Source organism: Mesorhizobium sp. M1050 (assembly GCF_040318715.1).
GTDB lineage: Bacteria > Pseudomonadota > Alphaproteobacteria > Rhizobiales > Rhizobiaceae > Mesorhizobium.
On record NZ_JAMYMV010000079.1, the window covers coordinates 1 to 26,482 of the forward strand.

23 protein-coding genes and 3 pseudogenes are annotated in these 26,482 nt (G+C 59.4%); 13 read left to right on the top strand and 13 right to left on the bottom strand.

The genetic code is table 11. The features are described from left to right. From NKH57_RS28690 to NKH57_RS28700, 3 genes and pseudogenes are all read left to right on the top strand, one after another. Positions 1-758 (top strand): RHS repeat-associated core domain-containing protein (locus NKH57_RS28690; protein WP_352949462.1); only part of this gene is annotated, 758 nt, incomplete at its 5' end. Continuing rightward, positions 751-1,002 (top strand): hypothetical protein, encoded by a 252-nt coding sequence (locus tag NKH57_RS28695; protein ID WP_352830791.1) that lies wholly within the window; start codon positions 751-753, stop codon positions 1,000-1,002. The genes NKH57_RS28690 and NKH57_RS28695, both read left to right, overlap by 8 nt. Before the next feature lie 118 nt (positions 1,003-1,120). After that, positions 1,121-1,231: pseudogene (locus NKH57_RS28700) on the top strand (ATP-binding protein); the annotation flags it as partial. A 28-nt stretch (positions 1,232-1,259) separates the two neighbouring features. Here the strand turns inward: NKH57_RS28700 and NKH57_RS28705 are convergent. Next, positions 1,260-1,744: pseudogene (locus tag NKH57_RS28705) on the bottom strand (transposase). Positions 1,745-1,923: 179 nt separating this feature from the next. Between NKH57_RS28705 and NKH57_RS28710 the strand changes: the two are divergent. After that, a complete protein-coding gene (locus NKH57_RS28710) occupies positions 1,924-2,952 on the top strand; it encodes an IS110 family RNA-guided transposase (protein ID WP_352838272.1) in 1,029 nt (342 codons plus the stop codon). Between the two features lie 417 nt (positions 2,953-3,369). Here NKH57_RS28710 and NKH57_RS28715 read toward each other — a convergent pair whose 3' ends face one another. The 4 genes from NKH57_RS28715 to NKH57_RS28730 form a co-directional block, all read right to left on the bottom strand. Beyond that, positions 3,370-4,179 carry a LysE family translocator gene (locus tag NKH57_RS28715; RefSeq protein ID WP_352949465.1) on the bottom strand — a complete coding sequence of 270 codons (810 nt, stop codon included), beginning with the start codon at positions 4,177-4,179 and terminating at the stop codon, positions 3,370-3,372. Between the two features lie 354 nt (positions 4,180-4,533). Continuing rightward, a complete protein-coding gene (locus NKH57_RS28720) occupies positions 4,534-6,066 on the bottom strand; it encodes an FAD-dependent oxidoreductase (protein ID WP_352837472.1) in 1,533 nt (510 codons plus the stop codon). An 83-nt stretch (positions 6,067-6,149) separates the two neighbouring features. Further along, positions 6,150-7,022, bottom strand: a complete 873-nt coding sequence (locus NKH57_RS28725) for a ferritin-like domain-containing protein (RefSeq protein WP_352949469.1) — start codon at positions 7,020-7,022, stop codon at positions 6,150-6,152. 409 nt (positions 7,023-7,431) lie between these two features. Next, the gene (locus tag NKH57_RS28730) at positions 7,432-7,716 is read right to left on the bottom strand and encodes a hypothetical protein (protein ID WP_023758508.1); all 285 of its coding nucleotides are present in this window, start codon (positions 7,714-7,716) and stop codon (positions 7,432-7,434) included. 583 nt (positions 7,717-8,299) lie between these two features. Between NKH57_RS28730 and NKH57_RS28735 the strand changes: the two genes are divergently transcribed. Both NKH57_RS28735 and NKH57_RS28740 read left to right on the top strand, forming a co-directional pair. Continuing rightward, entirely contained in the window at positions 8,300-8,593 is a 294-nt protein-coding gene (locus NKH57_RS28735) for a hypothetical protein (protein ID WP_352727370.1), read from the top strand. A 553-nt stretch (positions 8,594-9,146) separates the two neighbouring features. Continuing rightward, positions 9,147-10,064: a membrane protein gene (locus NKH57_RS28740; RefSeq protein ID WP_023758506.1), complete on the top strand. Its 918-nt coding sequence runs from the start codon at positions 9,147-9,149 to the stop codon at positions 10,062-10,064. A 427-nt stretch (positions 10,065-10,491) separates the two neighbouring features. Here NKH57_RS28740 and NKH57_RS28745 read toward each other — a convergent pair whose 3' ends face one another. The 6 genes from NKH57_RS28745 to NKH57_RS28770 all read right to left on the bottom strand — a co-directional run bounded on the left by NKH57_RS28745 (position 10,492) and on the right by NKH57_RS28770 (position 17,305). Further along, positions 10,492-12,123 carry an ABC transporter ATP-binding protein gene (locus NKH57_RS28745; RefSeq protein WP_352949471.1) on the bottom strand — a complete coding sequence of 544 codons (1,632 nt, stop codon included), beginning with the start codon at positions 12,121-12,123 and terminating at the stop codon, positions 10,492-10,494. Further along, on the bottom strand, positions 12,113-12,997 hold the full coding sequence (locus NKH57_RS28750) for an ABC transporter permease (protein ID WP_352837482.1): 885 nt from the start codon (positions 12,995-12,997) through the stop codon (positions 12,113-12,115). Before NKH57_RS28750 ends, NKH57_RS28745 begins: the two co-directional genes overlap by 11 nt. Beyond that, positions 12,994-14,040, bottom strand: a complete 1,047-nt coding sequence (locus tag NKH57_RS28755) for an ABC transporter permease (RefSeq protein ID WP_352486065.1) — start codon at positions 14,038-14,040, stop codon at positions 12,994-12,996. The genes NKH57_RS28750 and NKH57_RS28755 overlap by 4 nt, the downstream gene beginning before the upstream one ends. A 91-nt stretch (positions 14,041-14,131) precedes the next feature. Beyond that, the gene (locus tag NKH57_RS28760) at positions 14,132-15,739 is read right to left on the bottom strand and encodes an ABC transporter substrate-binding protein (protein WP_023758501.1); all 1,608 of its coding nucleotides are present in this window, start codon (positions 15,737-15,739) and stop codon (positions 14,132-14,134) included. Between the two features lie 118 nt (positions 15,740-15,857). After that, positions 15,858-16,211, bottom strand: coding sequence for a Rieske (2Fe-2S) protein (locus NKH57_RS28765; protein ID WP_023758500.1), 354 nt, complete (start codon positions 16,209-16,211; stop codon positions 15,858-15,860). A gap of 11 nt (positions 16,212-16,222) precedes the next feature. Beyond that, complete coding sequence (locus NKH57_RS28770) at positions 16,223-17,305, bottom strand: amidohydrolase family protein (RefSeq protein WP_031259925.1); 1,083 nt, start codon at positions 17,303-17,305, stop codon at positions 16,223-16,225. 130 nt (positions 17,306-17,435) lie between these two features. Here NKH57_RS28770 and NKH57_RS28775 point away from each other — a divergent pair, with 130 nt between their 5' ends. Continuing rightward, positions 17,436-18,293: a LysR family transcriptional regulator gene (locus tag NKH57_RS28775; RefSeq protein ID WP_023758498.1), complete on the top strand. Its 858-nt coding sequence runs from the start codon at positions 17,436-17,438 to the stop codon at positions 18,291-18,293. A 91-nt stretch (positions 18,294-18,384) separates the two neighbouring features. Further along, positions 18,385-19,461 carry an FAD-binding oxidoreductase gene (locus NKH57_RS28780; RefSeq protein WP_352949475.1) on the top strand — a complete coding sequence of 359 codons (1,077 nt, stop codon included), beginning with the start codon at positions 18,385-18,387 and terminating at the stop codon, positions 19,459-19,461. A gap of 385 nt (positions 19,462-19,846) precedes the next feature. Here the strand turns inward: NKH57_RS28780 and NKH57_RS28785 are convergent. Further along, positions 19,847-20,393: pseudogene (locus NKH57_RS28785) on the bottom strand (transposase); the annotation flags it as partial. Here NKH57_RS28785 and NKH57_RS28790 point away from each other — a divergent pair. From NKH57_RS28790 to NKH57_RS28805, 4 genes are all read left to right on the top strand, one after another. Next, the gene (locus NKH57_RS28790; protein WP_352949477.1) at positions 20,331-20,561 is read left to right on the top strand and encodes a hypothetical protein; all 231 of its coding nucleotides are present in this window, start codon (positions 20,331-20,333) and stop codon (positions 20,559-20,561) included. The pseudogene NKH57_RS28785 and the gene NKH57_RS28790 overlap by 63 nt on opposite strands. Positions 20,562-21,290: 729 nt before the next feature. Continuing rightward, complete coding sequence (locus NKH57_RS28795) at positions 21,291-22,814, top strand: FAD-dependent oxidoreductase (protein ID WP_352949479.1); 1,524 nt, start codon at positions 21,291-21,293, stop codon at positions 22,812-22,814. Then, positions 22,811-24,097 carry an SDR family oxidoreductase gene (locus tag NKH57_RS28800; RefSeq protein ID WP_352487754.1) on the top strand — a complete coding sequence of 429 codons (1,287 nt, stop codon included), beginning with the start codon at positions 22,811-22,813 and terminating at the stop codon, positions 24,095-24,097. The genes NKH57_RS28795 and NKH57_RS28800 overlap by 4 nt, the downstream gene beginning before the upstream one ends. Then, on the top strand, positions 24,097-24,579 hold the full coding sequence (locus tag NKH57_RS28805; protein WP_023758491.1) for a DUF2269 family protein: 483 nt from the start codon (positions 24,097-24,099) through the stop codon (positions 24,577-24,579). The genes NKH57_RS28800 and NKH57_RS28805 overlap by 1 nt, the downstream gene beginning before the upstream one ends. A gap of 321 nt (positions 24,580-24,900) precedes the next feature. Here the strand turns inward: NKH57_RS28805 and NKH57_RS28810 are convergent, their stop codons facing one another. Next, complete coding sequence (locus NKH57_RS28810) at positions 24,901-25,101, bottom strand: hypothetical protein (RefSeq protein ID WP_023758490.1); 201 nt, start codon at positions 25,099-25,101, stop codon at positions 24,901-24,903. 841 nt (positions 25,102-25,942) lie between these two features. Between NKH57_RS28810 and NKH57_RS28815 the strand changes: the two genes are divergently transcribed. After that, the gene (locus NKH57_RS28815; protein WP_352949481.1) at positions 25,943-26,212 is read left to right on the top strand and encodes a DUF892 family protein; all 270 of its coding nucleotides are present in this window, start codon (positions 25,943-25,945) and stop codon (positions 26,210-26,212) included. Positions 26,213-26,482: the final 270 nt, after the last annotated feature.

Sequence of the window (26,482 nt, forward strand, 5' to 3'; positions counted from 1 at the left end):
TCAATGCACGCTACATGGATCCGGTGCTGGGGCGGTTTATTTCGCCGGATGATTGGGATCCGACCAAGGAAGGTGTTGGCACCAATCGATACATCTATGCCCAGAACGATCCCGTCAATAAGTCAGACCCGAACGGGCATGTGTTCGGAGATTGGTTTCATTCTAAAAGCGATCGAGATGCGGAAAACAAATCCAGTGGCGATGGTATGCAGTCTGCCGCAGACAAGCTGAAAGAGAATAGAAGTTTTATAAATAACTATATGGCAGATCAACTAGAGAAAGAGGCGGCACGCTATCGTGCACGAGTTGGCAAGACGACATCTGAACTGATGGGAATGGACTTTGCGCATCTTCTAGCAAATGTTCCGCCGATTGTTGGCGGTGAAATGCCAACGTCGGCCGCACCAACACTAAGCCTACCATCCACTGCCACGAATGCCCTAGCCGTCTTCGATGGAGAATTTGCGACGCAGCAAGTGCTCGGCACTACGACAACGCCGGCAGGTCGCACTATCATGTTCCATGCGGCCGATCGGATGGCCAATCCGCCGCCTGGCCGTGCTCCAATGTCTCCGAAGGAGGTTGACAGCCTCCTCGATGGAGCGACAAGTGTGATAAAGCGGACTGAGCATCCTGACGGTGCGACGCTGACTCTTCAGAATAGCAACATGCCTGGTAAACCACGAGCAGTCGTCGATGAAGCTACAGGGCAGAGGGTGATAACCGTTATTAATCGAAAGATGAGGTCAAATGAGTAATGCTGAGCTGTATTCAATGATATCAAAATTCATTTCCCGAACAGATGTAAGTATTGATATTGCTAACGCAATCGAGTCTTACATCGATGACAATTTTGGCGAGGATGAATTTATGAAGGAAACTGTTGAGATACTTGCCAGGTATAGACCCGGTGGCGGAGAGTTTCTTTTCGACACAGACTTTGTTTCAGACCGCCTTTCCAAAACAATTTCCTACTTGGATTCGAAATTTTCTCGAAAGTGACGTTTAGATCTGTGATCTGGAGTTGATCGTTTGCGGGAATCGCTGGCCGGCTGGTCAGAAATTACACCGCCATCTTCGATGCTCGTGTGCATGCGACATCGACGTGCGCCCGAGTCCCGAGCGTCTAACCGGTGCTCTGCTTGATCGCATCACCCACCACGTCAACATCCTCGAGCTGAACGGCGACAGCTATCGTCTCGCGCAAAGTCATGCCCGAAAGGCTGGCTGAAACCCCTTCAAAAATCGCCGCGCAGGCATCAGCCGAACGCCTCTTCGATGCGCTTTCTGATGCGCTGGCTGGCGGCATAGCCACAGTGGCGCGTGGTCCGGCGATCGATCGCCGAACGACGGCCGTTCGTGTTCTGCGCTACGTGTGGTGTCACCTTCATCGAGCGCAACTCGTTGACGAAGTCCTCTGCGTCATAGGCCTTGTCGGGGCTGCGTCGTCGACGCCGATGCCGATGAACCAGCGGAACAGGAGGTCGTATTCCAACCGCTCCATCAAAAGCCGTTCCGAGCGGATCGAATAGAACGCCTGCAACAGCATCGCCCGCAGCAGCTTCTCCGGCGGGATCGATGGCCGTCCGATCGGCGAATACAGCGCCGCGAACTCACGCTCTAGCGTCGACAGGGCTTCAATCACGATCGTCCGGATCGCCCGCAATGGATGATTGCGCCGAATCCGGACTTCAAGGTTCACGTAGCTGAACAGTTCGCCAGTTCGATCGTCGCCGCCGCGCACTCGTCGCCTCCGAATCCCTTCGGAGCCAGTGAATCATCGCTGCGGTCCGGTGGCGAGGGCCTTTTTCAACAGATGGGGTGATTGGGGTCTCGCCCGAGCCAAGGTGCGGGCGGCTGCTCCTGTATGGATGTTAGAACGTGGTCGCCTTGGAGCGCCACAAACATCGGGAAGGAGCAGCCGTGAAGTATTTTGCTGGATTAGATGTATCTTTGGAAGAGACCGCGATTTGCGTCGTCGATGAGAGCAGTCAGATCGTGAAGGAAACACGAGCGGCGAGCGAACCACAGGCCTTGTCCGATGCGTTGCGGAAGCTCGATCTGCCGCTGGAGCGCATCGGGCTTGAAGCGTGCTCGCTGACGGCCTGGCTTCACGATGGATTGTGCGCCGAAGGTCTGCCTGCGATCTGCATCGAGACGCGCCAAGCCAATGCGGCCATGAAGACGATGCCGAACAAGACCGATCGCAACGACGCCCGCGCGCTTGCGCAGATCATGCGCACGGGCTGGTATCGGCAGGTGCATGTCAAGTGCCGGCAATGCCGGCTGTGGCGTGCGCTGCTGGTTGCCCGCCGGACGGTGCTGAACGAGATGCGCAGCATCGAGAATGTCGTGCGCGCCATGCTGCGAGAGGCCGGCGTCAAGCTCGGTACGCCGTCGCGCACCGCCTTTGCTGATCGCGTGCGCGAACTGGCCAGTGCCGAGGTGATGGCGATGGTCGAGCCGCTGCTTACGATCCTCGGCACCATGCTCAAGGAGTTCGCCCGGCTGACCAAGAAGGTTCTCGACATCGTCCGCAAGGAGGAGGTCTGCCGGCGGCTGATGAGCGCGCCAGGCGTTGGTCCGATTACGGCGCTCGCCTTCCGCGCCACGATCGACCGGCCGGAGCGGTTCGGCTCCTCGCGGGCGGTGGGAGCGCATCTGGGGCTGACGCCAGCGCGATACCAATCCGGTGAGACCGACATCCAGGGCAAAGTCAGCCGCTGTGGCGACGAGCTCGCCCGCACAGCACTCTACGAGGCAGCCCATTCACTGCTTGTGCGTTCCAAAAAGTGGTCGAGCTTGCGCGCCTGGGGCATGAACATCGCCAGACGCCGCGGCATGGCGCGGGCGCGGGTGGCGGTGGCCCGCAAGCTGGCCGTCATCCTGCACCGCATGTGGGCCGACGCAACCGAATTCCGCTTTGGAAAGGAAGCCGCCGGATCGGCATGAAATAGCGCAAGGAACAAAAACGAACACAGACAGTGGTTTCGCCCGCGAGGGTGATCTGGATCGTTCCGTGGGGACGATGGGCAAGGCGATCTCGTTAGCAGGCACGATCCTGGGCGAAGTCTCCCAAGGTCGTTCAACAGATTGAGACGCCTCGCTCTCCTGACCCCATCATGCGGCGGCTCCGCGCCGACCGCGAAGAGAAGCGAGTGACCCGCGGGGCGACATGGTCCGGAAAAAAGACAGGAAACGCTTGACCTCACCGACCCCAATCAGAGAAGCCTGCTAAGGAAACAGGCGGTGGAAACCTGCTTGGCTGCTGTGGAAGCCAACATGCCCGCTCAGGAGACCCGCAGGACATTCGAGGCGAAGAGAAAATGGTCCTTGTAGGGTCTCCGGCGCAATTCGGCAGCGTTACATTCAACGGCTTGCTCCACCACCAAAGGCCATTCGGAGCCCGAGGCCGACAATGAAGAAGCCCGCGATCCGCTGGTGCCAAAGCCTTACGCGGGGACGCGCCGTGATCCACGTCCCTATGCTGCCCGAAGCCATGGCATAAGTGCCCAACACGAGCACGCCCGTCAATTTCTGAGTGGCCCCCAGCAACAAGAGTTGGAGCGTAATAGAGCTTCCATGCGGGTCCACGAACTGGGGCAGGAACGCAACCATGAAAGTGATGGGCCAAGGATTGATTAGATTGGCGATCATGCCTTCGCCTGCCGCCGCAAGGTGCCCGGGCGACCTCCCATCGTGCTGGGCAGGGACATGCGCGGCTGTGAAAATCAGCCGAAGCCCGAGCCAAATGAGATAGGCCGCTCCCATCCATTGGAGCGCAGCGAACGCGAGCGGTGAAGCTCTAATGAGAGTAGTGAGGCCAAGCGCGATAAGGGGCAGTTGCACCATGCCCGCTCCGACGGTCATCCCCAGCACAGTGAACAGCGCAACTCCACGCCCCTGCCCAATTCCGCGCGCCATCACAAGCATGCTGTCCGGCCCCGGTGGCATCTGCAGTGCGATGATCGTTCCGACGAATGCTGTCCAGAGGCCAGGATGCACGGAATGTTCCTCTCGAACGCCGATGACTGCAACTAGGATGCGTGCACCGCTGGTCAACGGCAGCACATCGTGACCTTGTCTGACATGCAGGCGGTCTTTCGGCGGGATCGTGCGCTGAAAGAACGGAAGACGTTCGCGGGGAAAACGGCCGCAGTGCCGAATATAAGGCATCATCGAAAGCTCCAACGCTGGCGCTGTCTGCTTGGCCATAGCGCGTGCAAGGGTGCGAGCGAAGGCGCCAGCTGCTCTTCCATGCGCTGTCGCCAAGCGCCAAGGAGTTGCGTTCGCAATCCAGGCCCCGATCAATCTGAAATGCGGCTACTATCGGACGAGCCATTTCGAATAGACCAGCGAGGGATTGATCGAACAAAACCGGCTCGACATACCGTGCCTTCACTGCCTGAGAGTCCGCGGCATGCAGCCAGGACCAATCGGCGAAACACGGCTTGTCCGCACAAACGAGCAAAAAGAGCACGCCACAACAAGCTGGCTTATGCCGTCCGGCTGATCCGCCTCTGACGTTTGGCATTATGACTTCGGCTGAGCCAGAGCTCGGGTCGCTGGGCCGTTAAGTACCGTCCCGTCCGGCGCGAACTGCGAGCCATGGCAAGGGCAATCCCAGCATTGCTCGGTGGAATTCCAGTGCACGATGCAGCCAAGATGTGTGCAAGTGGCTGACCGCCTGTGCAACTTGCCGGCGCGGTCGCGGCACACGGCGAGTTTGCTCAAGCCGTCCTGAAGGACGCCGCCTTCGCCGGGCTTGAGATCCCTGGCCGATTTGATCTGGCCGGGTAGCAAGTAACCGGCGAGATTCTTCACGGTCGTGAGGTTCTCATTGATGTAATGCGTAAAGGCAGCGGGCGGCGTCCGGTCGGGAGCATAGACGGCTTCCCAGGGATTCGATCCGTCGACGATCAGATCGCGGATCAGGCGCCCGGCCAATGCGCCATGCGTCATGCCCTGGCCGGAGTCGCCGGTGGCGATGAAGACGTTGCCGTTGCCCGGGCTGCGGCCGATGAAGCCACAATAGTCAATGGTTTCGAGAACCTGACCTGACCATCTCGCTCTTTCCGCACCAAGATCGGGCACCAGCGCTCTGATCCAGGCCTCGAGCGCCGCAAAGCGCGCCTCGCCATCGTCCGTCTCGCCCGATCTATGATCGCGACCGCCCGCAATGAGACAGTCGGTCTTACCAGACCCGCGGCTGAGGCGGACGTAATAATAGGGGTCGTCCATATCCCAGTAGAGCGCGTCCGGGAGAATTCCCCCGGCGATCTCGAAAGCCATCGCATAGGTGCGATAGGGCGCCATCTTGCTGTGGATTTTGACCCAAGTGTTGATCGGAGAGTTGGTTGCAAACACCGCGTTCAAAGCCGTGATGGTTGAGCCGCTGTCGCATTTGAGGCGAATTTGCTTCCCCTCCTTGATTTCGACGACGGCGCTGTCGGCGAAGGCCTTGCCGCCTCGCTTCTTGAAATCAGCAAGCAGGGCGCGCAGGTACTTCAGCGGGTGGAAAGTGGCCTGGCCCGGATAGCGCAGGACGGGCGCCGATTCATGACCCTTGAGCGGCACGCCCTTGCCACGCTCGACTTCGACGCCCGTCTTTGCCGCAGCCGCATACTCTTCGTTGCATCGTCTGGCGGCCTCCTTCTCGTCCATCCATGCGGCGGGGAAAAGGAACCCCTCCAGTCGCCGGAAATCGCAGTCGATTTCCAGGCTGGCGACATGCTGTTCGATCCGGTCGACCGCGGCTCGCTGGCTTGCCTGAAAGCCGCGCGCCAGAGCTTCGCCACGCATCTCGACCAGCGCGCTCAACCCGTCGTCGCAGATGGGCGCCAGATGGGCGGTCGTGCGCGAGGTCATGCCGCCGAGCAAGGGTCCACGATCCACGAGCACCACTTTGCGTCCCGCCAGTGCCAGTTCGTAGGCAACCGAGATCCCGGCGATGCCAGCCCCAATCACGGCCACGTCGCATTTCTCGTTTTGCTCAAGACGGGGAGCGGTGGGCAAGCTCGCGTCAAGCGCCCACAAAGATTTCGTCGCTTCGCCGCTGACGTTCATCGCGCTCTCATCGGAACGAAAACGGATGAAGGGGATATCTGCCGACGACAATCAGGTTCTGCGTGTCCGACAGCTTCCATCATTTAAGTGCTCCTGAGCGTTCCGTTCATCCCGTTGGGGTAGAAACCGCCCTTGCTCACTCCGGGTTGATCAGTCAGATAGACAATGCGCAGCACCTCTTGCGGTGTTCTTGTGAAGGCGATCGCGTCTGGCGTCGAAGGAACGAAGTTGGCTTTGCCGTCGACATAGATGCCTTGGTCCTTGTCGTCGGGCCCGTCGATCTTGTCCCGCGCGTCGGAAATGGCATTGGCAGCCTTCCAGGCCTTCTCGCCCATGCGGTAGAGCGAAGACCGCGCCATTCCCATGTGGTAAGCTTCGACCGCGAGAATACCGGTTGCAGCAGCCAGGAACTGCTTGTTCTTTAGAACGGTTGTCGCTCCAGCGTAGGCCGTTACACCCACATCCTCAAACAGCATGCCGCCGAGCACGAAATTCATCTGGTTGCCAAAGGGGTCGAAGTCCGCACTCAGGCCCGCAGCCTTCGCGACTGCAGCAAAGCCGGCATCAAAATCGATTGCCGGCCGGTCGACGGCGTCCGACCCAAGCGTCTTGCGATAAAACCTAACATGGGCCAGTTCGTTTTCCGCAACTTCCCGCATGAATTCACCGAGCGCGGGCGTTTCGAAGGAAACCTGTTTGCCGCCGACGACATCGCCGGGCTTGGAACCGGCATCTGAATCCTCGATGCCTTTTCCAGTGGTACCCCGAAGATAGTATTCCGCCTCCATGTATTCGAGGTTGAGTGCAAAGCGGAAAATGTCTTCGTCCTTAACGCCATCCTGCGCAAAAGCGGGCGAAGCCGGAGCAAGGCCGATGGTTGAAGTGAGCGTTGCTCCCAGGCCAATTTGCAGTGCCCGCCGGCGACAGACGTGAAGCGAAGGCGTGACATCGATCATAGCTTCCTCCCAAAGCCCGCCTGGCCATCGTTTTGGCCCCAAGAGCGAGCCGTCCAACCAAACTTCGCTAAATGCCTAATGTTCCGAGAAGACCCAGATCTCCCGCCCCAGAGGCAAGGCAGGTCGTCGAGGCGCTATCCTTTCGAAATGGTCAGGCTGCGATCAGCATGGTGGCTGCGTCCGACCGCGTGGAACAGGTAACTGCTCATCCACTTTCGGCTCTTACACCCCAGCGAGCCCTGTCGCGCATCCACTCAATGGTGATGCTGCCGATCAGTCTCGCAACTCAATCGGCTTGAACAGCGACGCAGGAACAACGGCGCTGGGCAATCGCCGACGAAGCACGCCATCCATTCACGACCACCGAAGCCGGACTTAATGTTCGTCTTCGGTGGTTGGCAGCGCTATTTTAGCTGCCCATCTTCTTGGCCATTGCGCAAAATTCCGCATGCGCCTTGTTAAGCGTGGTGTCGCCACAGTCTTTCAACACCGCCGTTCGTTCGTCGGGTTTCATGGCCGTCCACGCGGTCTTGAAATCCTTTTCGGACCTCAATGTCTTCATACCGGCATCGGTGAAGAACGGCGACATTTTGGCAGGATCGTCGAGCGCGGATGTGCCGGTTGTGGAACCAGCCATCGCAACACCCCCCATCGATGCGAGCGCGATTGCAGCAACGAGAAGTTTCATGCTCATTTTAACCTCCTTCAGGTCAACAAGCTTGTCGTGACTGCACGAAGCAACGTGCGCTTGACCACCTGGTTCCGGCGTCGATAACGTATATTTTAGCAACGTCTTGCTAGCGAAAAGCTTGACCGGAGACGGCCTCGCCTGACGTTTCATGACGGCCAGGGCGCGCACTTAGGCAAGCCTGATGCAGACGGCTCCCATACAACCCACGAGGGTCTAAACCTCATGGATTTGACCGCTTCAAGAGTTCGGCGCAGCTCGCTCCTATGGCGGGGCTTTTCGTCCTCTTCAGCTACTGGTCGTCGTCGTGCGGAGGCTTCTAGCCCTTGAGGGAACGGGCTTGGCCGACCGGTGTGGAACGCCTTCGCGCAGCCCACAAGGTGTGCTGGCGCGATAGGGAAGCCGGCACGCTCTAAACCTTTGGGGACGCAGGCCGCGTCGGCTTGCTGGGGCTTGAGGGGACATCCAGCGATGGCATTTTGAGTAAAACTTAGCAATGACTCGATTAATCCAATGGCAGTGAGCAGGGTCGGGAACATTTCAGCTGAGTTGCATGTTTCAATCACAATCACGACCATGAGCGATTTGAATGGCGCGAAAACCGAAAGTCGGAGATGAGATCACGCTATCGGCCACCATCCTGAAGGTGATGGAGGACGGCGTTTCGAGCGTTAGTGTGCCGACCTATAATTTCCCGCTTGCCATCGACACGCCGCAGAAGGCCAAGGTAGGCCAGAAAGTCGAAATCAGTGGTTTCGCCACGCGCGTCGATCAAGAGGACGGCAAAGTCACCGTTCGTATCGACGGATGCGGTCTTGTCACTGTCGATATTGATTCCATTGCCGAGGTCTCAGCGACATCGCGGGTAACCGTGCGCGAGTAGCTCGCGCAACCTCACTACGCGAAACCACGATAGGGCGGTGACGAAGGCACGTTTAGTTTGTGCCTGCGGCGTGTCCCAACGCCTACCTGGGAACTTCTCGATCGCTGCTACGAGCCGAATGCGATGGAGGCTATGGGTAACGCGGTCCGCGCAGGACAGCCTTTCTATTATGCCTAACCTCCTGAACAGCCTCAAGCCCCTGGAACTTTCCGAACGATTGAGTCTTATTGCCCACCAAAACAATGACGGGCCCAGCCAAGGCGCCGCGACACAGGCGCGGTAAACTCCGCACGTATCGAGGGGCAGATTCCACGACAACGCACCGCTTGCCGTCAGCCGGGTAACTTGCGTGCCTGGACCAGTCTCGCGCAGGAGAGTTGCCGCATAATGCCCAGCGGCAGCTTTGGAACGAAAACCTTCATGGAGAATTGTTACTTCGTCTCAGCACCTTTTAAAGGAGGTAGTTATGGGTCGAGGTATCTTGCTTTGGTTGCTTGGAGTGCCGATCCCAATCATCATTCTGATTATGCTTCTTGCGCGGTAGGGGGTGAAAATGGGAACCGTGGTTTCATCGACAGACATCACGCCGGTCACTGAGTCATCCTCATCGGCCGTCAGCTGGGGGCCGATCGTCGCGGGCGCTTTCGCGGCCTCGACGCTGACGGTTATTCTGATGCTGGTCGGCTCCGGTCTAGGACTGACCATGGTTTCGCCCTGGACCGGAGCGAGCGCTTCGACCACGACCTTCGCGGTTTCGGCGGCTGCCTGGCTTGTCGTCGTTCAATGGCTATCAGCTGGCTTAGGCGGCTATCTCACCGGCCGGCTGCGCACCAAGTGGGTAAATGTCCACACTGACGAAGTCTTTTTTCGTGACACCGCGCATGGTTTCCTTGCGTGGGCGCTGGCAACATTGCTTGTTGCCGGCGTGCTGGGCTCGGCTCTTTCGGCGGCGCTGGGCACGGGTGTGCAGGCTGCCTCCTCCGTGGCGTCAGGCGCCGCGACGGGGGCAACGACAGCAGCCGCCAATGCGGCTACGACAGGTGCCCCACCTTCTGGCATCTGGACCGGCTATTTTGTGGATTCTCTGTTCCGCGCGGCGACCCCCGCCGCAGCGCCCGCCAATGAACAGAACGGCGCCACCGCTACGGAACAGGCGACGCGAATCCTGCTGGCGGGGGCGGCAAATGGCCAGATATCGCCTGAGGACAAGGCCTATCTGGCGCAACTCGTCGCCGCCCGCACAGGCCTGTCGGAGGCCGATGCGAAGGCTCGAGTGGATGCGGTGATCGCCAAAGTCGACGACACCAAGGCCAAGGCCAAGCAGGCGGCCGATACAGCAAGGAAAGCCACTGCGTCCTTCGCACTTATAGGCGCATTGTCGATGGTTGTCGGCGCCTTCATAGCCAGCGTTGCAGCAGTGTACGGTGGCAAGCAGCGCGACGAGGAGGAAGCCCTCGTTCTGACCCGTTGAAGTCCGGATCGCATCGGCCGGCGGCGGGTTTGGCGTCACGGCTCAATTTATGCCGGTCGAACCAATGAGGTGATCGAAGCCGAGGAGCAATGAGGCGACGTCACTGACGATGATCTTGATCGGATTGACGGGCAATCGCGACCTACTGCTGGGGCATGCCATCGCTCAGAACGGGCCAAGATTCATTTGCCTGAAATACGCGACCGCGCTGGGTGCAGTCGGCGCAGCGGCGACGATCGTGCCGTCTTGCTGGTCGCGCTCTCACGTGGGAAAAAACTCACGATCGAACGCACAGGCGGGTGATGATCGTGCGGCATCTCTCCGTCCCAGTGCTATGCGGCCTAGCGGTCGCGGGGTGTTCTGGCAGCAGGACGCACGGCAGGTGCCTGGTGGACGGGTTTCTCTTCCTGTCCACCTTGCGATCCTATCAGATTTTCCGCTTGGCCAGCAGCGTTGTGAGCCAGTCCGGATCCATTTCCGGTACGGACGACAAGAGCCTTTCGGTGTAAGCCGGATGCGGCGGCGTAAGAACTTCGCTCTTCAAACCCTGCTCAACGACTTTGCCCTGGTGCATGACGACAATTTCGTCGGCTATCGCCCGTACGGTGGCAATGTCGTGAGTGATGAAGAGGTAGCTCATGCCGAAGTCTTTTTGCAGGCGCATGAGGAGCTTTAGGATTTCCTCCTGCACGATCTGGTCGAGCGCGGACGTAATCTCGTCGCAGATAATGAGATCCGGATCGGCCGCAAGCGCCCGGGCAATGCAAACGCGCTGTTTTTGGCCACCCGACAATTCGGCCGGCAGTCGGTCCAGGTAAGCTTCGCTCATCTCGACCATATGCATGAGTTCGCCGATCCGGCGATCCCGCTGCGCGCCGCTAAAGCCGAGGTAGAATTCAAGCGGTCGCGCTATGATGTCTTCGACCGTCTGGCGCGGATTTAACGCGTTATCAGGCGTTTGATAAATCATCTGTATGCGGCGCAGGACCTCCTTCGGGCGCATCTTCAAGCTCTTTGAAAGGGGCTGGCCGGCAAAAGAGATCGATCCCGAAAGCGATGGCAGAAGGCCGGTGACGACCCGAGCGAGGGTCGATTTCCCGGAGCCGGACTCGCCGACCACAGCCACCGTTCTTTCGCGTGGAACTTTGATGCAGACATCCTGGAGCACTTTGACGGTTCGGGCATAGGCCGCGGTAACGTGGTCTATCGTCAGCAGATACTCTTCGGCCGCAACTTCGGGCTTCGCGAGCTTGCGCACAGCCCACAGTGTTTTGGTGTATTCCTGGGCAGGCGCAGCGAGCATCTGCCGTGTTTCAGCCTCCTCCACAGTGAGCCCGTCGCGCAAAACCATAATGCGGTGCGCCATTTGCGCTACCACCGCCAGGTCATGCGTCACGTAGATTGCGGCCGTATTGAATTCCTCCACGATGTTGCGAATGGAGGCAAGAACTTCGACCTGCGTCGTCACATCGAGCGCGGTCGTTGGCTCGTCGAACACTATGAGGTCCGGACGACAAGCCATAGCCATTGCGGTCATTGCTCTTTGCAACTGCCCGCCGGAGACCTGATGAGGATAGCGAAAGCCTATTGTCTCCGGGTCTGGGAGCTGAAGACGTCGATAAAGATCGACGGCGCTCCGGTTTGCCTCTTCCCGGCTGGCAATTCCATGCGCCACCGCAGTTTCGACGGTTTGTTCCAACAGCCGGTGGGCCGGGTTGAAAGAGGCCGCCGCGCTTTGCGCGACATAGGCGATGCGGGAGCCCCTGAGGCGACGGCGCACTGTTTCACTGACTGCCAGAAGATCAATCCCGTCGAACAAGATCGAGCCTTGTGTGATCCGGCAGCCCGGCTTGGCATAACCCATTGCGGAGAGGCCAATGGTGGACTTGCCGGCGCCTGACTCGCCGATCAGGCCCAGAACCTCCCCCCGCTTCAGCGTCAGATCGATCCCGCGCACAATGGGATGCCACCGCTCGTCCGAGAACCCCTCCACATGCAGATTGCGGATCTGCAGTAGATCCTTTCCTTTTTCGCGCGGGCCTGGACCGCTATTTTTCATCCCGCAACCCGCTTGTTGCGTGCAGGAACCAGTCCACGACGAAATTGACTGACACCGTAAGGAGAGCGATCGCGCCGGCCGGAAGGAGCGGCGTGACGTCTCCGTAAGTGATCAGGGTTGCGTTCTCGCGCACCATCGAACCCCAATCGGCGGTCGGTGGCTGAATACCGACGCCGAGAAAGGACAGCGCCGCGATGGTGAGGAATACGAAGCAAAATCGCAAGCCGAACTCTGCGACCAGCGGCGGCATTACATTGGGAAGGATTTCCTTGGCGATGATCCACCTCGCGCCTTCGCCGCGCAATCGCGCCACCTCCACATATTCCATCACGGCCACGTTAAGCCCAACGGCGCGAGAAAGCCGAAAGACACGGGTGGAATCAAGAAGGGCAATGATCACAATCAGGCTGGTGATCGACGAGCCGAAGATCGACAGCAGCACCAGCGCGAAGATCAGACTTGGGATTGACATCAACACGTCCACCGCACGCGACAATATCTGGTCGAGCCATCCCCTGTGCAACGCGGCAAGAAGACCGAGCGAGACGCCAACCGCGAAGGACAGCAACGTGGTCGCGACTGCAATAGCGATGGTGTTGCGCGCACCGTAGATCAAGCGGGTGAGCATGTCGCGGCCGAGCTGATCGGTTCCCAATTTGAACTCCTGGCTCCACGGCGCGAAGGCTTCGCTGAAGACCTGAGTCTCCCCGTATGGCGCGATCCAATGCGCGAAGACCGCAACAAAAACGTAGCCGACGATCACGACGATCCCGAACCATGCGCTGAAGGGTGCCTTCTTCAGGGCCGTTTTCGCTCGGGTGGCACGCGAGCGCCTCAGCCTTTGAATCGCCGCGATAGGTTCGAAGCTGGTCATCGTGGATGCAAGAGCCTGGGGTTGGTGGCGATGGAGATAATATCGGCTATCAGATTGAGCAGGATGTAGGTCGCGGCGAAAATCAGGGCGCAGGCCTGAACGACCGGAACATCCCTGGATTTCACTGCATCAACCATCAACTGACCGATGCCGGGATACACGAAAACGACCTCGACCACGACCACTCCAACGATGAGATACGCCAGATTGAAGGCCACCACGGTGACGATGGGAGCCCAGGCATTGGGCAGGGCATGCCTCAGCACGATCACCATCGGGGACATTCCCTTAAGGCGCGCCATATCGATGTAGGGGCTTGCCAGCATGTTGATGATGGCCGCTCGGGTCATGCGCATCATATGGGCCACGATGACGAGCGTAAGGGTGATTGCCGGCAGGGCCACTTTCCAGACGTGATCCCAAAACGGCGTCTGCTCGTTCACATTCGACAATGTCGGAAATTTGGGAACAGCATTGAGTGCCCAGCCCAGTGAGGCTGCCAGCCAATGCGGCAGCGATTGAGCGAAATCGGATCCGATGAACGTGTCGCGCGAGATGACCAGGTAGGCCAGCATATAGGCGACGAAAAACTCCGGGAACGAGATGGTTGTCAGCGTCACAGCATTCACCAGCCGGTCGAACCAGCCGTTGCGGTACAGAGCGGCAAGAATGCCAAGCCCCAGGGCCAGCGGGACTGCGATCAGCGCAGTCACCGCTGCGAGGAACATCGTATTGTATAGCCGTGGCGCGATGATCTCGGCCACGCTACGCCGGTATCCGGTGCGGCTCGCAAACGAGGAGCCGAAGTCACCGTGGAGCATCTGCGCGACCCAGACAAAATAGCGTTCGACGGGTGGACGATCGATGCCGATTTCTCGCTGGAATGCGGCGACCGTTTCGGACGTCGCCGATTGCCCGAGCGTGGCCTTGGCGAAGTCGCCGGGGAGCATCGCGATCGCAGAGAAGATAATGATGGACACGATGAACAAAGTAATCAGGCCGAGCCCAAGCCGCTCCAGAACTGTTTTTGCGACAGGGTTCATGGGCGTGCGTTTCCTGTTTGGGCGGCAGCCTTTGCAACAGCCAGGGAAGCCAACCGGAGCCTCACAGTCAACGCGGCTCCGGCCCGCCATCTCATGCAGTGGCGATCCACCAGCGTTCGGCCATTTTCAGTCCATCGTTCTCCCAATTGGGCGCCACTTCGCCGTGTGCGAGCTTTTTGGATTGAGCGCTGACGAAATTGTTGAAGACCAGCACGATGCTGCCGCCATCATCGTGGGTTAGCTGCTGCATCTCCGCATACATCGCCGCTCGCTTCACCTCGTCCGTCTCGGCGCGCGCTTGGACAAGCAATTCGTTGAAGTGGGGATTTTTCCAGAACGACTCATTCCAGCTGGAGTCCGCGGCGAAGGCTTGGGTGAACATCCAGTCGGCCGTCGCTCGACCGCTCCAATAGGAAGCGCACCAGGGTTTTTTGAGCCAGACATTGTCCCAATAAGCGTCCTCGGCCTCACGCACGACATTTACGTCGATGCCACATTGGGCTGCCGTCTCGCGAATGAGCGAAGCCGCGTCCACCGCGCCTGCAAAAGCGGCATCGGCGACCGAGAGATCCACTTTCAGGTTCTCCATTCCGGCCTTTTTCAGGTAGTGCTTGGCTTTTTCCGGATCAAAGCTGTGCTGCGGTTGCGGATCCTTGGCGAACTTGATCGCTGGCGCGATCGGGTTGTCGTTGGCCACGGTGGCGTGGCCGAGAAAGATCTTGTCGACGATCTCCTGACGATTGATCGCCCATTTCAGGGCCATTCGCACGTCCGGATTATCAAACGGCGCCATCGTGACATTCATCGGCAAGGTATAGTGACCGTAGCCAGTGACTTCGACGATTTCCACCTTGGGATTGCGTTTGAGCATGCCGAGTGTCTTCAAGTCGGCGCGGCCGATATAGTCCACCTCCCCCGTAGACAATGCCGCCATGCGAGCGGCAAGATCTGTAATGGCGATGAACTCCACCTCGTCGAGGTATGGTTTGCCGTTCTTGAAGTAGTTCGGATTGCGCTTGAGTTTGGCCGAAACGCCGGGCTGGAAGTTCTCGATTACGAAAGCGCCCGTGCGAACGCCTGAGGCCCAATCCGCCTTGCCGTCCTTGGCTGGCATGATGACCAGATGGTAGTCACTCATAATGTAAGGGAAATCGGCGTTGCCGCTCTTAAGCGTGAAGACCACCGTTTCCGGGCCGTCCGCCTTGATCTCGGCGACGGACTCCAACAGCGACTTCGCCGCCGATTTGGTGTCCTTGCCCATATGATATTGCAATGAGGTCACGACGTCATCCGCAGTCACGGTCTTGCCGTTGTGGAAGGTTGCGGCTTTGCGCAGCTTGAAGGCCCAGTTTTTGGCCCCATCCGAAGATTCGAAGCTCTCGGCGAGGTCCGGTTGGACATTGCCTTTGGCGTCGACCTCAGTGAGGCTGTTGGACAGCGAGCCCGAAAATGCGGTTTGTGTGAACGTATCGGGGTAGCCGGCCGGATCGATCGAATCCGTCGTCGCGCCGTGAGCCATGCCGAGCTTGGCGAACCCGCCCTGCATCGGTTCGGCCCGCGCCGTGCTCACGAACAGCTTGTCGGCGGCGGCGACGGTCAGGCCAGCGGCCAGGCCAAGATGAATGAAGTCGCGGCGGGAAACATTGCCGCCACCGATCAGGCTTCGAGCGATACCAAGCTTGTATTCAGATTCTGACATTCAACTCTCCCATTGCGGAGTTCTCCGCGTTATTTCTCGTCAAAACACCTGCAAATCTGCTAGTTTGCTGCGGCCACCTTTCCTTCGAATTTTCCAATCCCAATCGGTTTTGCGCCAATCAGGCCGTCACATAGATGCCGCCGGCCTCCACGGTGACTGGAAATGTGCGAGCGCGAACGGTCGGATCGACCAAGGCCTCACCTGACTTGATGTCGAATTCCCAGCCGTGCCAGGCACATCGGACGATCTCGTTTTCGCGATGATAGATGAATTGCGCCTGTTCGACGGGCGCGGTCGTTCCACACTGCGGTCCCTCGCAAAGTGGAGCGCCGCGGTGCGGACAAACATTCAGCAGCGCGTGGAATGAATCCCCGACGCGGAAAACGCCAACCGAAAGGCTGCGGATCTTGGCGATAAAGGGAGACCCGGATTCGATTTCGTCGACGCGGCAGATGTAGGTCTTTTCGGGCATGACATGGTTCCTCAGGCGGCATTCGCCGCTTGCGCGCGCGGGATGCGTTTGTAGACCTCCAGCGCATTCAGTCCCATGATCTTGCTCTTCCAGGCAGGAGGGATCTGCAGCGTGTTTGCATCGTCGTAATCCCAGTGGGGATAATCGGACGCAAACATCAGCGTATTTTCGCCGTCCATCGCCTCAAGCGTGGACCACAGATGCTGGATGTTTGCGGGCTGTTCCAGCGGCTGCGTGGAAAAGCGGATGTTGCGCCTGCAATATTCCGACGGCAGCATCTTCAGCCATGGCGTCTCCTTGCGCAGCGCTTTGTAGTCGGCGTCCAGGCGCCAGAGTACCGATGGGACCCAAGCGACGCCGCACTCGATGATCACGAAATAGAGGTCCGGCCATTTCTCGAAGACGCCATGCGCGATCATGCTGGCCACGTGCGAGATTGCCGACATGTGGAGGATGGCGTGGGTCTCCCAGAAGAACGTCGTTGGGGCAGGAGCGATGGCAGTTGAATTTACTCCGCCATGGCCGCCCAGATGGATGGCGAAGGGCAATCCTACTTCAGCGCAGGCTTCGTAAATCGGGTGGTAGAACGGGTCGCCATACGGCTTGACGGATCCTTGGGAAGCGAGCACCTGCACCATGCGCGGGTGATTGCCAAGGCGACGTATTTCGGCGGCGGCGAGCTTTGGATCTTGTGGCGCGATGATGATCGAGCCCATGAAACGGTCGTCCTTCGGCAGCCACTGATCGATTTGGTAGTCATTGTAGGCGCTGACCAAGGCGCTGGCATAATAGGGGTTGGCGAGGGTTGACGCCTCGATCGGCTCATCACCCGTCAGGATCGCCACGTCGATCTTGTACTTGTCGAGGTGCTTCTCTTTCATAATGAGATAGTTATCGGCTTCGGTTTTCGGACGGACGTCCTTGCGGGAGAAATCCTGCGGATGAAACCAGGGACGATGGCCGTGCGGGAAGGCCCCAACGGGACCTGTCTTCTCGCCTTCGACGAACATGTCCTTCCAGAGGCCGGAAAGGTAGGGCTGCAATACCGTGGCGCTTGACCAGTAATTATGACAATCGCAGTCGATTATAAACACTTTGTTCCGCTCCGTAGCCTCGTCCGGCGATGCTGCCGGATCGCTGACTGGTGCAGCTTCCGCCTTGGCTGTCGTTTGATCAAGCTTATGAAACGTGCCAATATGATCGAGTTTTTCGATCGAGGGTTCAATGCAGCTTGATCACATCGAAACCTTTCTCGATATCGTCGAGTCGAGAAATTTCAATCGGACCGCGGATCGGTTGGGCCTGACCCAATCGACGATCAGCACCCGCATCAAGAACCTGGAGAGCGCAATCGGGTCCGAACTGTTCCAGCGTGGACGCGCCGGGGCAGAGCCGACTGCCGCGGGACGCCGGTTCGAAGCTTACGCCAGGTCTCTGCTCTCGACCTGGTCGCAAGCTCGCCACGACGTACGCGCGTTCAACCGTTTCGAAGGCACCTTGCGCGTTGCCGCCCAAGTGGGCATGACCCGCTCAGTCCTACCCGGGTGGGTCGAGACACTGTGCCAGGTCCTTCCGAAGTCCTCGATTCATATCGAGTCGGATTACTCGAACCAGATGGTCAGCGACTTGAGCATGGGAAACCTGGATATCGCGGTGCTTTATGCCCCTCGCTACTTGCCCGAGATCGCCTACGAGCACCTGATGGTCGAGGAATATGTGATGGTTTCGACTGCCGCCAGAACGCTGTCGGATGTTGATCCTGACACCTACATCCGCCCAGGCTACACCGTTCTGCTGGAGAAAACGCACGCGGAGCTGCTGGCTCAATTGGCGATCTGTCGACTTTCGACCGGATCGGAAACGCTGGCGGAGATCATGCTTCGGCGAACGGGCGGCACTTGCTACATGCGTAGCGATGATGCGCGCCGGTTCACCGCCGAGCTTCCATCGTTCCTCGTTGAAGGAGCGCCGACGCTGCACCAGCCAGTTCACACGGCGATACTGGCACGTCGCAAACACGAACCGATCATTCGCAAAGGCATCCGAGCTCTCCATCTCGCCGTTATGTCGCTGGAAGTTTAATCGAAATTGCCGATCATAACGTTGGGTTTATACTGCTGTTTTATGGGATAAGAACTGGCATGTTCGCTCGAGCGCAAAGCCGAGCCGAACAATGAACGCATACGCTTCCATCCAAGCATCCGATATCGTGCCCACGTCGCGTCAGCGGCAATGGACACAAAAGACGCGAGATGTTGTGCTCTGCCGTCGCGTAATCGACGAGACGCACGATGTGAAGACATTCGTTCTCACGTCTGCCGCAGATCGGATGTTCTGCTTCAGCGCCGGCCAGTATGTTCTCGTGCATCTCAGGATTAACGGTGCCGCGATGACGCGCTCCTACTCTGTATCATCACCGCCGACTCGACCGCTTGATCTTCAGATCACGGTGAAACGAACGCCAGGCGGGCTTGCTTCCAACTGGCTCCATGACAATGTGAGGCCAGGCAGCGAGATCGAGATCGAAGGGCCGCTCGGTTCGTTTAATCTTGATGAGTTGCCGGCTCAGAAACCCGTTTTCCTTTCGGGCGGTAGCGGCGTGACTCCGGTTATGTCCATGCTGCGTGCACTTACCGATCGCGCGGATGACAGGGAGATCCGCTTCATTCACAGTGCGAGAACGCCAGGCGACATCGTCTTCCGATCGGAACTGGAAGCACTTGCCGCTCGCTTTCCCAACGTTCAAGTGACTTTGATTTGCAGTCAGGGAGGTCCCGCTTGGACGGGTTCAACCGGCCGAATGGGTGGTCGGATGCTGCTGAGCCTGGTTCCCGATCTCCCCAAGCGCACCGTTTTTGCCTGTGGGCCCGAAGGATACATGAAGACGGCACGCGCCTGTCTTGACGCAATTGGCCTCCCGCCGGCCCAGTATCACGAGGAGAGTTTCGGAGGCAGCAACGGTTCGCGTTCGGAAATGGGTTCAGCGGTTCCGTCTTCGGTCCGTTTCGCCCGCTCGGGCCTGGAGTATCAATGCACGCCTGGAGAGACCCTGCTGGAGGCGGCACGGAATTGTGGCATCTACATCCCGACCGCTTGCCAGCAGGGCGTTTGCGGAACGTGCCGAATAGCCAAACTATCCGGCGAAGTTGCGATGGACGACCTAGGCGGACTGAACGCTGAAGAGAAGTCGGCCGGCTATGTCCTGGCATGTTGCAGCCGCCCACAAGGAACGGTTTTGCTCGACATTTAACTCAGTGTCATCGAGCATTGAAGATGTCGGCCGAGGCACGCATTGGCATCCATGGTGCTTCAAAACAAGAAACCGCCGCTGTCGTCGAGGTGGGCGTCGGGCCGCCCCCTCTCTGCCTCAGTTTCCGGTTTGCCAACCGCGCACCTGTGGACGCGAGTGTCAGATCTAGGGCAGTCCACGGGAGCGCCTGAAAGTCCGCTTCTTACAACCCGCACTCGAAGCTGCCAGTCCGTTATCGGCCCGACATGCGGCGTGGTGCAGGCGGCAGCGCCTGCAGTAGTTGTGTGCGTCAAGTTCTGCAAAAATGGCGTGGCGGTAGCTGTGACGTCGGCGTGTCCGCCGCGCAGCTCCCGTGTTTAGCGGAGCGGCGGACGCATGACGGTGCTCAGGCGGCCAAGGCCCTCAGGCTCTCCTTCTTGTGCTCACGCAGATGATCCATGTTGAGATAGCGGGTCGCCTCGAGCCAGTTCTCGTGGATCTCGACCGCCAGCGCCCGAACCAGCCGCAGGCAACTCTGCGGGTTGGGGAAGATGCGCACGACCAGGGTGCGCCGTTTGATCTCCTGGTTCAGCCGCTCCAGCATGTTGGTCGATTTCATGTGCTTATGATGGGCAAGCGGCAGCCGACAGAAGCTCAGCGTCTCCTCGATGTTGTCCTCCACCCAGTTGACCAGCTTCGGATATTTGGCCTGCCATTTGGCAATCCGCCCTGAGCCCCAAATGGTCGTCGGAGACGACGAACTCGACGCCGGCGAGCCCGCGATTCTTGAGCCCTGTCACGAACTCGCGCCAACTCGAATGGCTCTCCCGGTTGGCCAGCTCCACCCTCATTGGCGAGGAGCGGTATCCGTATTCCTCCATGAAAGGGGCATGGAGACCAGCCTTGAACTGAACCGCCCCATGAAATCGTGCATTCAGATCGCGCGCGAACAGCTCGCCCTGCTCGAAACGGCCGAACAGCTAGAGATTGAGGGCTTCAGGGAATTAGTCGAGGGCAGTTCTCTCATTACCGACGAGCTCTACCGACGGGCGACCACCAACTGCTATATTCATGCCGATGAAGCGCGCAGGCTGGGTATCGTCGCCCACGTGCTTGGATAGGACGGTTCACCGGTTATGGAGACGCCGAACGGCTCGGCGTACGCATGTCGAAATTGTCGGATCTTGCGGACGCATTCCTAAGAGGTCGACCGCTTCAGCAGTGAGACGCCATCATCAGCCCCATTGCTACGGCTTCTCCGGACGTCCCATTTGTCACGCGTGAGCTTGTTCGTTCCCGATCGAAATACACCCCAAGGAACAATCAACCCGCAACTCCGTTGGACAGATTGCGTCAGGAGAATGCTGTTGCGACATATGATGTTGGGAGCTCTGGCCGGCCTTGCGGCATCGGTGGCGATGACCAGTGCCATGCGGCGGTCCCATCGGTTGCTGAACGAGACGAGTCGCTACCCGTTGCCGCCCCGCGAAATTGTCGATCGCCTGAACTTCGGGGGCGATGAAGGGCAGGCGCGAGCGAATACTCTGTTGGCTCACTTCGGCTTTGGCGCCATGACTGGCGCTGTTTTCGCCATTTTGCCTCGGCGTCGCGGCAGCGGCACGCGTGTGGGCGGCCAGTTATCTGGGTTGGATTCCTGCAGCGCGAATTCTTGCCCCCGCATGGCGTCATCCTGCAGGGAGGAATCTGCTGATGATCGCTGCGCACATGGTGTGGGGTACCGTGCTCGCGAAATCGCTCAGCGAGTTGGAAGCCGCCGAAGCCGAAGCGTTCGGCAGGCCTTCGGACGCCGAACTGTCAGTCTTGGAAAGGCGAGAGAGAGGACCTGGTCGATGAAGCCGGTCCCGTTTTGGCTCGATCGAGAGCCCGAGATTTCATTCGGCGCCTTGCAGGGCAACCATGACTTCGAAGTCGTAATCGTCGGCGCGGGCATCGTGGGCCTGCACACTGCCTGTCTGCTGCGTAGCTCGGGTCTGAAGGTCGCGGTTCTTGAGGCGCGCCAGATCGGCCAGCAGGCCACCGGCCGCTCGACCGCCAAGGTCACATCCCAGCATGGGCTCAAATACGCTTCCCTCATTCGCAATTTCGGCCGCGAAGGCGCGAAGCTTTACGCCGACGCGAATGAAAAGGCCAAGGAGGAGATCGCTGCACAGTGCTCCCTTATGGTGGACAAGGCCAAGCTGGAAGCCAAATCTGCCTTCATCTATGCTGAAGACGAACAACAGGCGGATAGGTTACGCCGTGAGGCCGACGCCGCCGCATCGCTTGGATTGCCCGCCGAATTCCTGTCCGATGCGGAGCTGCCCGTGAGGGCGACGGCAGCGCTCTGTTTTTCGGGCCAATATCAATTCGACCCGTATCTTTATATTTGCGGGCTGGCCCGCCTGGTGAGCGAGAGCACCATTTCCGTTTTCGAGAACAGCCGCGTTGTTGAGATTGCAGGCGACGGGCCTTATCAGTTGACTCTGGCTGGCGGTATTGTGACCGCCGGTAAGGTCATCGTCACCACGCAGATGCCCATCATCGGAGACGGACTCTTCTTTGCCAAGGCCTTCCCATTTGCGCATCCGGTCGCGGCAGCATCACTGGCCGAACATGCAACAGTGGACGGCATGTTCATCAGCGCCGGCAGCCCGTCTCATTCGTTTCGCACAGCGAACCGTGACGGCAAGCGCTTTCTTGTGGCCGCCGGCGGCGAATTCAAGACCGGAGACCGCGAGGCTGCGGATCGCGCCGTCGCTGACATGCTGGCCTTCCTCGAGACAACATTCGCTATTAACCAACCGTCGCACCTTTGGATAAACGAAGATTTCCGGTCGGTGGACGGAATGGCCTTCGTCGGCGTGGCGAGTTCTTCAAAACCGGACCTTCTCGTCGCCACCGGTTTCGACGCCTGGGGCATCACACAAGGCGCCGTCGCACGGGAAATCCTTGCGTCGCAGCTTCTCGGCCAGCCCCATCCTGCGGCCGAGATCTTCGACGCGACCCGTATCGAGCCGCTCGCCGGCGGGCCGACGTTCATATCGGAGAACGTCAAGACGGCTACTCATCTGGTGGCCGAACGGCTCCTGGGTTCAAGAACGGTGGATATCAACAAGATCGCCCTGGGAGAAGGCGGTGTGGTCGAGCACGACGGAGAGCAACTGGCGATCAGGAAGGCGCGGGACGGTACGGTCACCGCCCGCTCCGCAATCTGTACGCATCTCGGCTGCGTCGTCGGGTGGAATCCGGTCGACCGGACGTGGGACTGCTCATGCCATGGGTCCCGCTTCGATGAAGCTGGTGAGGTTCTTTCCGGCCCCGCAACGAGACCGCTCGAGCCGCGGGCGTCGCCAAATGCCGGGCACGCGGAATGAGGGTCCTGGTCACCGGCGCGTCGGGTCTGATCGGAGCCGCGCTTTGCGCGCGCCTGGCGGCCGAGGGACATGACGTCGTTCGTGTGCTCCATCGCCCCAGTGTTGGCCCGTTCACAGGGCCCACTCCCATCCTGCTAGACATGGCAAATGCGCTGCGGGCGCAGGACTGGATCCATCATCTTGCCGGTGTCGATGCCGTTGTGAACTGCGCCGGCGTTCTGCAGGACAGCCTTCGTGAGAATACCCAGCACGTCCATGCAGGCGGCGCCTCGGCACTCTTTGCCGCGTGTGAACAGGCACGAGTGAAAAAGGTCATCCACTTCTCGGCTATCGGCGTCGATCGCCAGCAGCCATCCGCTTTCTCCGCCAGCAAGCTTGCTGGCGATGAGGCCATGATGGCGCGCGATATCGACTGGGTCATTCTGCGCCCTTCGGTTGTGTTGGGGAGGCCGGCGTTCGGCGCAAGCGCGCTTTTTCGTGGTCTCGCTGCTTTGCCACTATTGCCTGTGATGCCCGACGCTGGTCGTCTTCAGGTCGTACAGCTAGACGACGTGATCTCCACCGTTCTCTTCTTTCTCAGGCCCGACAGCCCAACGCGCCTCACTCTGGAGCTGGCTGGGCCTGAAGCGCTTTCTATGAACGAGGTCGTTGCCTGCTACCGCCATTGGTTCGGATGGGACAGCGCCCGGGAATTCATCCTGCCCAATTGGGCCGCAGCAATCCTATACCGGGTTGGGGATGCGGCGGCTCAGCTCGGCTGGCGTCCGCCGATGCGCAGCAATGCCGCAAAGGAGATCGCGCGGGGCGCGGTCGGTGATCCCCAGCCGTGGATAGCGGCGACCGGCATTCAACCGTCAAGTCTTGCAACCGCACTCAGCCTTCATCCTGCCACGGTGCAGGAACGATGGTTCGCTGGTCTCTACCTCGTCAAGCCGGCGATCTTCGTCGTGCTACCCTTCTTCTGGATCATGACCGGCATCATTTCCCTCACCACCGGCTGGCGCAGCGGAGTTGAGTTGCTGATTGACACAGCAGTCGGCGCGCTGGCCGGACCGGCCGTCGTCGCCGGGGCGCTGGCAGACATGATCGTCGGCGTGCTGATCGCCTGGCGCCCGACCAGCCGGCTTGGTCTCTTCGGTGCAATCGCGGTGTCGCTTTTCTATGCGACCGCTGGGAGCATTCTGCGGCCGGAGCTCTGGAACGACCCGCTGGGCCCGCTGATGAAGATCCTGCCGATTTTGGTTCTGCATTTTGTCGCGCTGGCGATCCTGGAGGAACGCTGATGGTCTATTTCGTGCTCAAGTATCTGCATGTCATCGGTGCGGCTGTGCTGTTGGGGACTGGCGCCGGCATTGCCTTTTTCATGCTCGTGGCACACCGGACCGGTAACGCCGGGACCATCGCGGCTGTCGCCCGCATCGTCGTACTCGCCGACTTTCTGTTCACGGCTACGGCCGTTATCGCGCAACCTGTGACCGGGATAGCTCTCGCCCAGTATGCGGGGTATTCGCTTGCTGAAGGATGGATCGTTCTTTCGATCCTGCTCTATCTTGCCATCGGCCTGCTCTGGCTGCCCGTGGTGTGGATGCAGATCGAGATGCGCAATCTCGCCATAAAGGCCGCGACGTCCAATCAACCCCCGCCTGAGCGTTACAGTCAGTTGTTCAGGCTCTGGTTCGCCTTCGGCTTTCCAGCCTTTGCGGCTGTGCTCGCCATCTTCTGGCTGATGATTGCGCGCCCGCCAATCGAGTGGCTGGCCTTGTAGCCCCGTCGCCGCTTTACCGCGGCAACCAAACACACCCAATGTCGTTGCGCATGTCAGGGGAAACTCCGGCCTGATCACCGCTCTCTCGTAAGTTCGGCGAAATCAACTCTCGGCAACCAGCACGCCTTGCGCATCGCTGCTCCTACTGCCCATCCGATCGGTGCTTCGCCGCGCGGCAACGCGTCCTGCCACAGATCCTCGGTCGATCGTCGACATTCAGCGGCAACGGCATCCAGGCTCGGATACGCACTCCACCCACCGAGCGAAGCCGTCCCTTGTCCTGATATTCCAGAGTGTATAGCTGTTCGGCCGGCGACCCCGTCAGTTGTGGCTGCGCCGCTCAGTTTGGTCCATCCCGAACTGAGCGACCTGGACCATCATCACCTTTGCCTTTGCGACGAGTTCATCATCCGTAAGCGTCTGATCGGCCTGCAGTGTGACGGTGATGCACTCGCCTCCCTCCCCGCGAAATTCGACGACCGGAGCCTGGTCCCGGCTGACGACAGCTTCTATCATCTGCATAGAAAATCCTCCTGCCATTGTGGGAATCGCGACCAGTTGGGAGCAAGACCGAAGCTCCACCATCCCTGTTTTAGTGATGACGTCTGGCTAATCCTTGACATAGGCTCCAGGCCGACGGCCGCCCCTCGGCGCCTTGGCGTCTTTTGAGTGCTCCGCAGCCGCTGGACCTGCGCCGGAGATTTTCTCCGTGGCTGGCGAAGGTGTGGCTTTCTTTGAACTGGTGCTGCCGCCGGATTTTTTGGGGGCGGATGACATGCCAACCGGAGAATTGTCTGTAGAGGTCATGGCTTGATCCCGAACGCTGCAAAACTCCATAGGTAACCTGGGACATGGCTTGAAGTTCCATGCGCCTGCATTTCGCGAAGGAGCAAAGGTTCAGCGCACGTATGGCGATGTTTCCGAATATGGAGGCTCTGCCGAGGGCCCTGGACATTGTGGACGTTTGGCGATGAACGCAAAGCGGCAGATGTCTTGATGCGATTCCAGACGAGAACGCCGAGCGAGCTCTTGAGCCTTCTCAGGGCGCCTCAGCAACGGGTTGAGTTCGCGAAACGGACGGCAAAACGCGAAGCTGCTCGGCAAAGACATAGCTTCGCGGGGCACGTGCTGCGCGGGACGCAGGCGATGCCGACGCGAAACAGTGACGATCTCCGCCAACGGCGCAGTCGTCTACAGAGATGCTTCCGCAACTCCAGACTGCCGGCGATCCCCGGGTGAAGGGCGGCACGGACCGGCAAGAGACCGCCAACGCAGGCCGCGGCGGCTCTGACATCTGTTCTGCGACCCGGCCGTTCAGGAACAATACCTGCGTTTGCAAGCTTGAACGGGATCGCTGACTGCGATGGCACAGTCGCTGAGCGGCATCATCGCTGGCGACGAGGTCATGAAGGGATCGCTTGCAAGCTATACGTTCGAGTATATGGAAATCGCCTCCTACACGATCCTTATCGCCGCTGCGAAATCGCTCGATGAAACGGAAGGCGCGCATTTTTGCGAGGAGAACCTGCGCGAGGAAGTCGCGATGGCGGACTGGCTGAAAAACCATCTTCCCGCGACAACCAAGCAGTTCTTTACTCGGGCTGATACAGAGAGCGAGAACGCCAAGCGTTGATCTACCGCCGAGGTTGCTTCGATCGGCTGACGGAGCGCGACCGGCCAGTATGGTGCGGCGGGACCTACCTGCCGCGCTGAGCGGGTTGAACAGGATTGGGAGATCTATGACGGCAGGACGATCCATGGGAGCAGATGCTACCCCATGCATGAATGTCGACAACGCGCCGCGCCAGATCGCCTGCGCCGTCAACTTGCTTCGGCGATCTTGCTGAGAAAAGCTGCCAAGCTCTGCTGCGGATCCTCATCGTCCCCAGCCACGACGTTGAGC

Bases quoted from the DNA above. Each gene is read 5' to 3' on its own strand.
- NKH57_RS28695 (WP_352830791.1), top strand. From the start codon at position 751: ATGAGTAATGCTGAGCTGTATTCAATGATATCAAAATTCATTTCCCGA.
- NKH57_RS28715 (WP_352949465.1), bottom strand. From the start codon at position 4,179: ATGATGCCTTATATTCGGCACTGCGGCCGTTTTCCCCGCGAACGTCTT.
- NKH57_RS28720 (WP_352837472.1), bottom strand. From the start codon at position 6,066: ATGAACGTCAGCGGCGAAGCGACGAAATCTTTGTGGGCGCTTGACGCG.
- NKH57_RS28725 (WP_352949469.1), bottom strand. From the start codon at position 7,022: ATGATCGATGTCACGCCTTCGCTTCACGTCTGTCGCCGGCGGGCACTG.
- NKH57_RS28730 (WP_023758508.1), bottom strand. From the start codon at position 7,716: ATGAGCATGAAACTTCTCGTTGCTGCAATCGCGCTCGCATCGATGGGG.
- NKH57_RS28735 (WP_352727370.1), top strand. From the start codon at position 8,300: ATGGCGCGAAAACCGAAAGTCGGAGATGAGATCACGCTATCGGCCACC.
- NKH57_RS28740 (WP_023758506.1), top strand. From the start codon at position 9,147: ATGGGAACCGTGGTTTCATCGACAGACATCACGCCGGTCACTGAGTCA.
- NKH57_RS28745 (WP_352949471.1), bottom strand. From the start codon at position 12,123: ATGAAAAATAGCGGTCCAGGCCCGCGCGAAAAAGGAAAGGATCTACTG.
- NKH57_RS28750 (WP_352837482.1), bottom strand. From the start codon at position 12,997: ATGACCAGCTTCGAACCTATCGCGGCGATTCAAAGGCTGAGGCGCTCG.
- NKH57_RS28755 (WP_352486065.1), bottom strand. From the start codon at position 14,040: ATGAACCCTGTCGCAAAAACAGTTCTGGAGCGGCTTGGGCTCGGCCTG.
- NKH57_RS28760 (WP_023758501.1), bottom strand. From the start codon at position 15,739: ATGTCAGAATCTGAATACAAGCTTGGTATCGCTCGAAGCCTGATCGGT.
- NKH57_RS28765 (WP_023758500.1), bottom strand. From the start codon at position 16,211: ATGCCCGAAAAGACCTACATCTGCCGCGTCGACGAAATCGAATCCGGG.
- NKH57_RS28775 (WP_023758498.1), top strand. From the start codon at position 17,436: ATGCAGCTTGATCACATCGAAACCTTTCTCGATATCGTCGAGTCGAGA.
- NKH57_RS28780 (WP_352949475.1), top strand. From the start codon at position 18,385: ATGAACGCATACGCTTCCATCCAAGCATCCGATATCGTGCCCACGTCG.
- NKH57_RS28790 (WP_352949477.1), top strand. From the start codon at position 20,331: ATGGAGACCAGCCTTGAACTGAACCGCCCCATGAAATCGTGCATTCAG.
- NKH57_RS28795 (WP_352949479.1), top strand. From the start codon at position 21,291: ATGAAGCCGGTCCCGTTTTGGCTCGATCGAGAGCCCGAGATTTCATTC.
- NKH57_RS28800 (WP_352487754.1), top strand. From the start codon at position 22,811: ATGAGGGTCCTGGTCACCGGCGCGTCGGGTCTGATCGGAGCCGCGCTT.
- NKH57_RS28805 (WP_023758491.1), top strand. From the start codon at position 24,097: ATGGTCTATTTCGTGCTCAAGTATCTGCATGTCATCGGTGCGGCTGTG.
- NKH57_RS28810 (WP_023758490.1), bottom strand. From the start codon at position 25,101: ATGCAGATGATAGAAGCTGTCGTCAGCCGGGACCAGGCTCCGGTCGTC.
- NKH57_RS28815 (WP_352949481.1), top strand. From the start codon at position 25,943: ATGGCACAGTCGCTGAGCGGCATCATCGCTGGCGACGAGGTCATGAAG.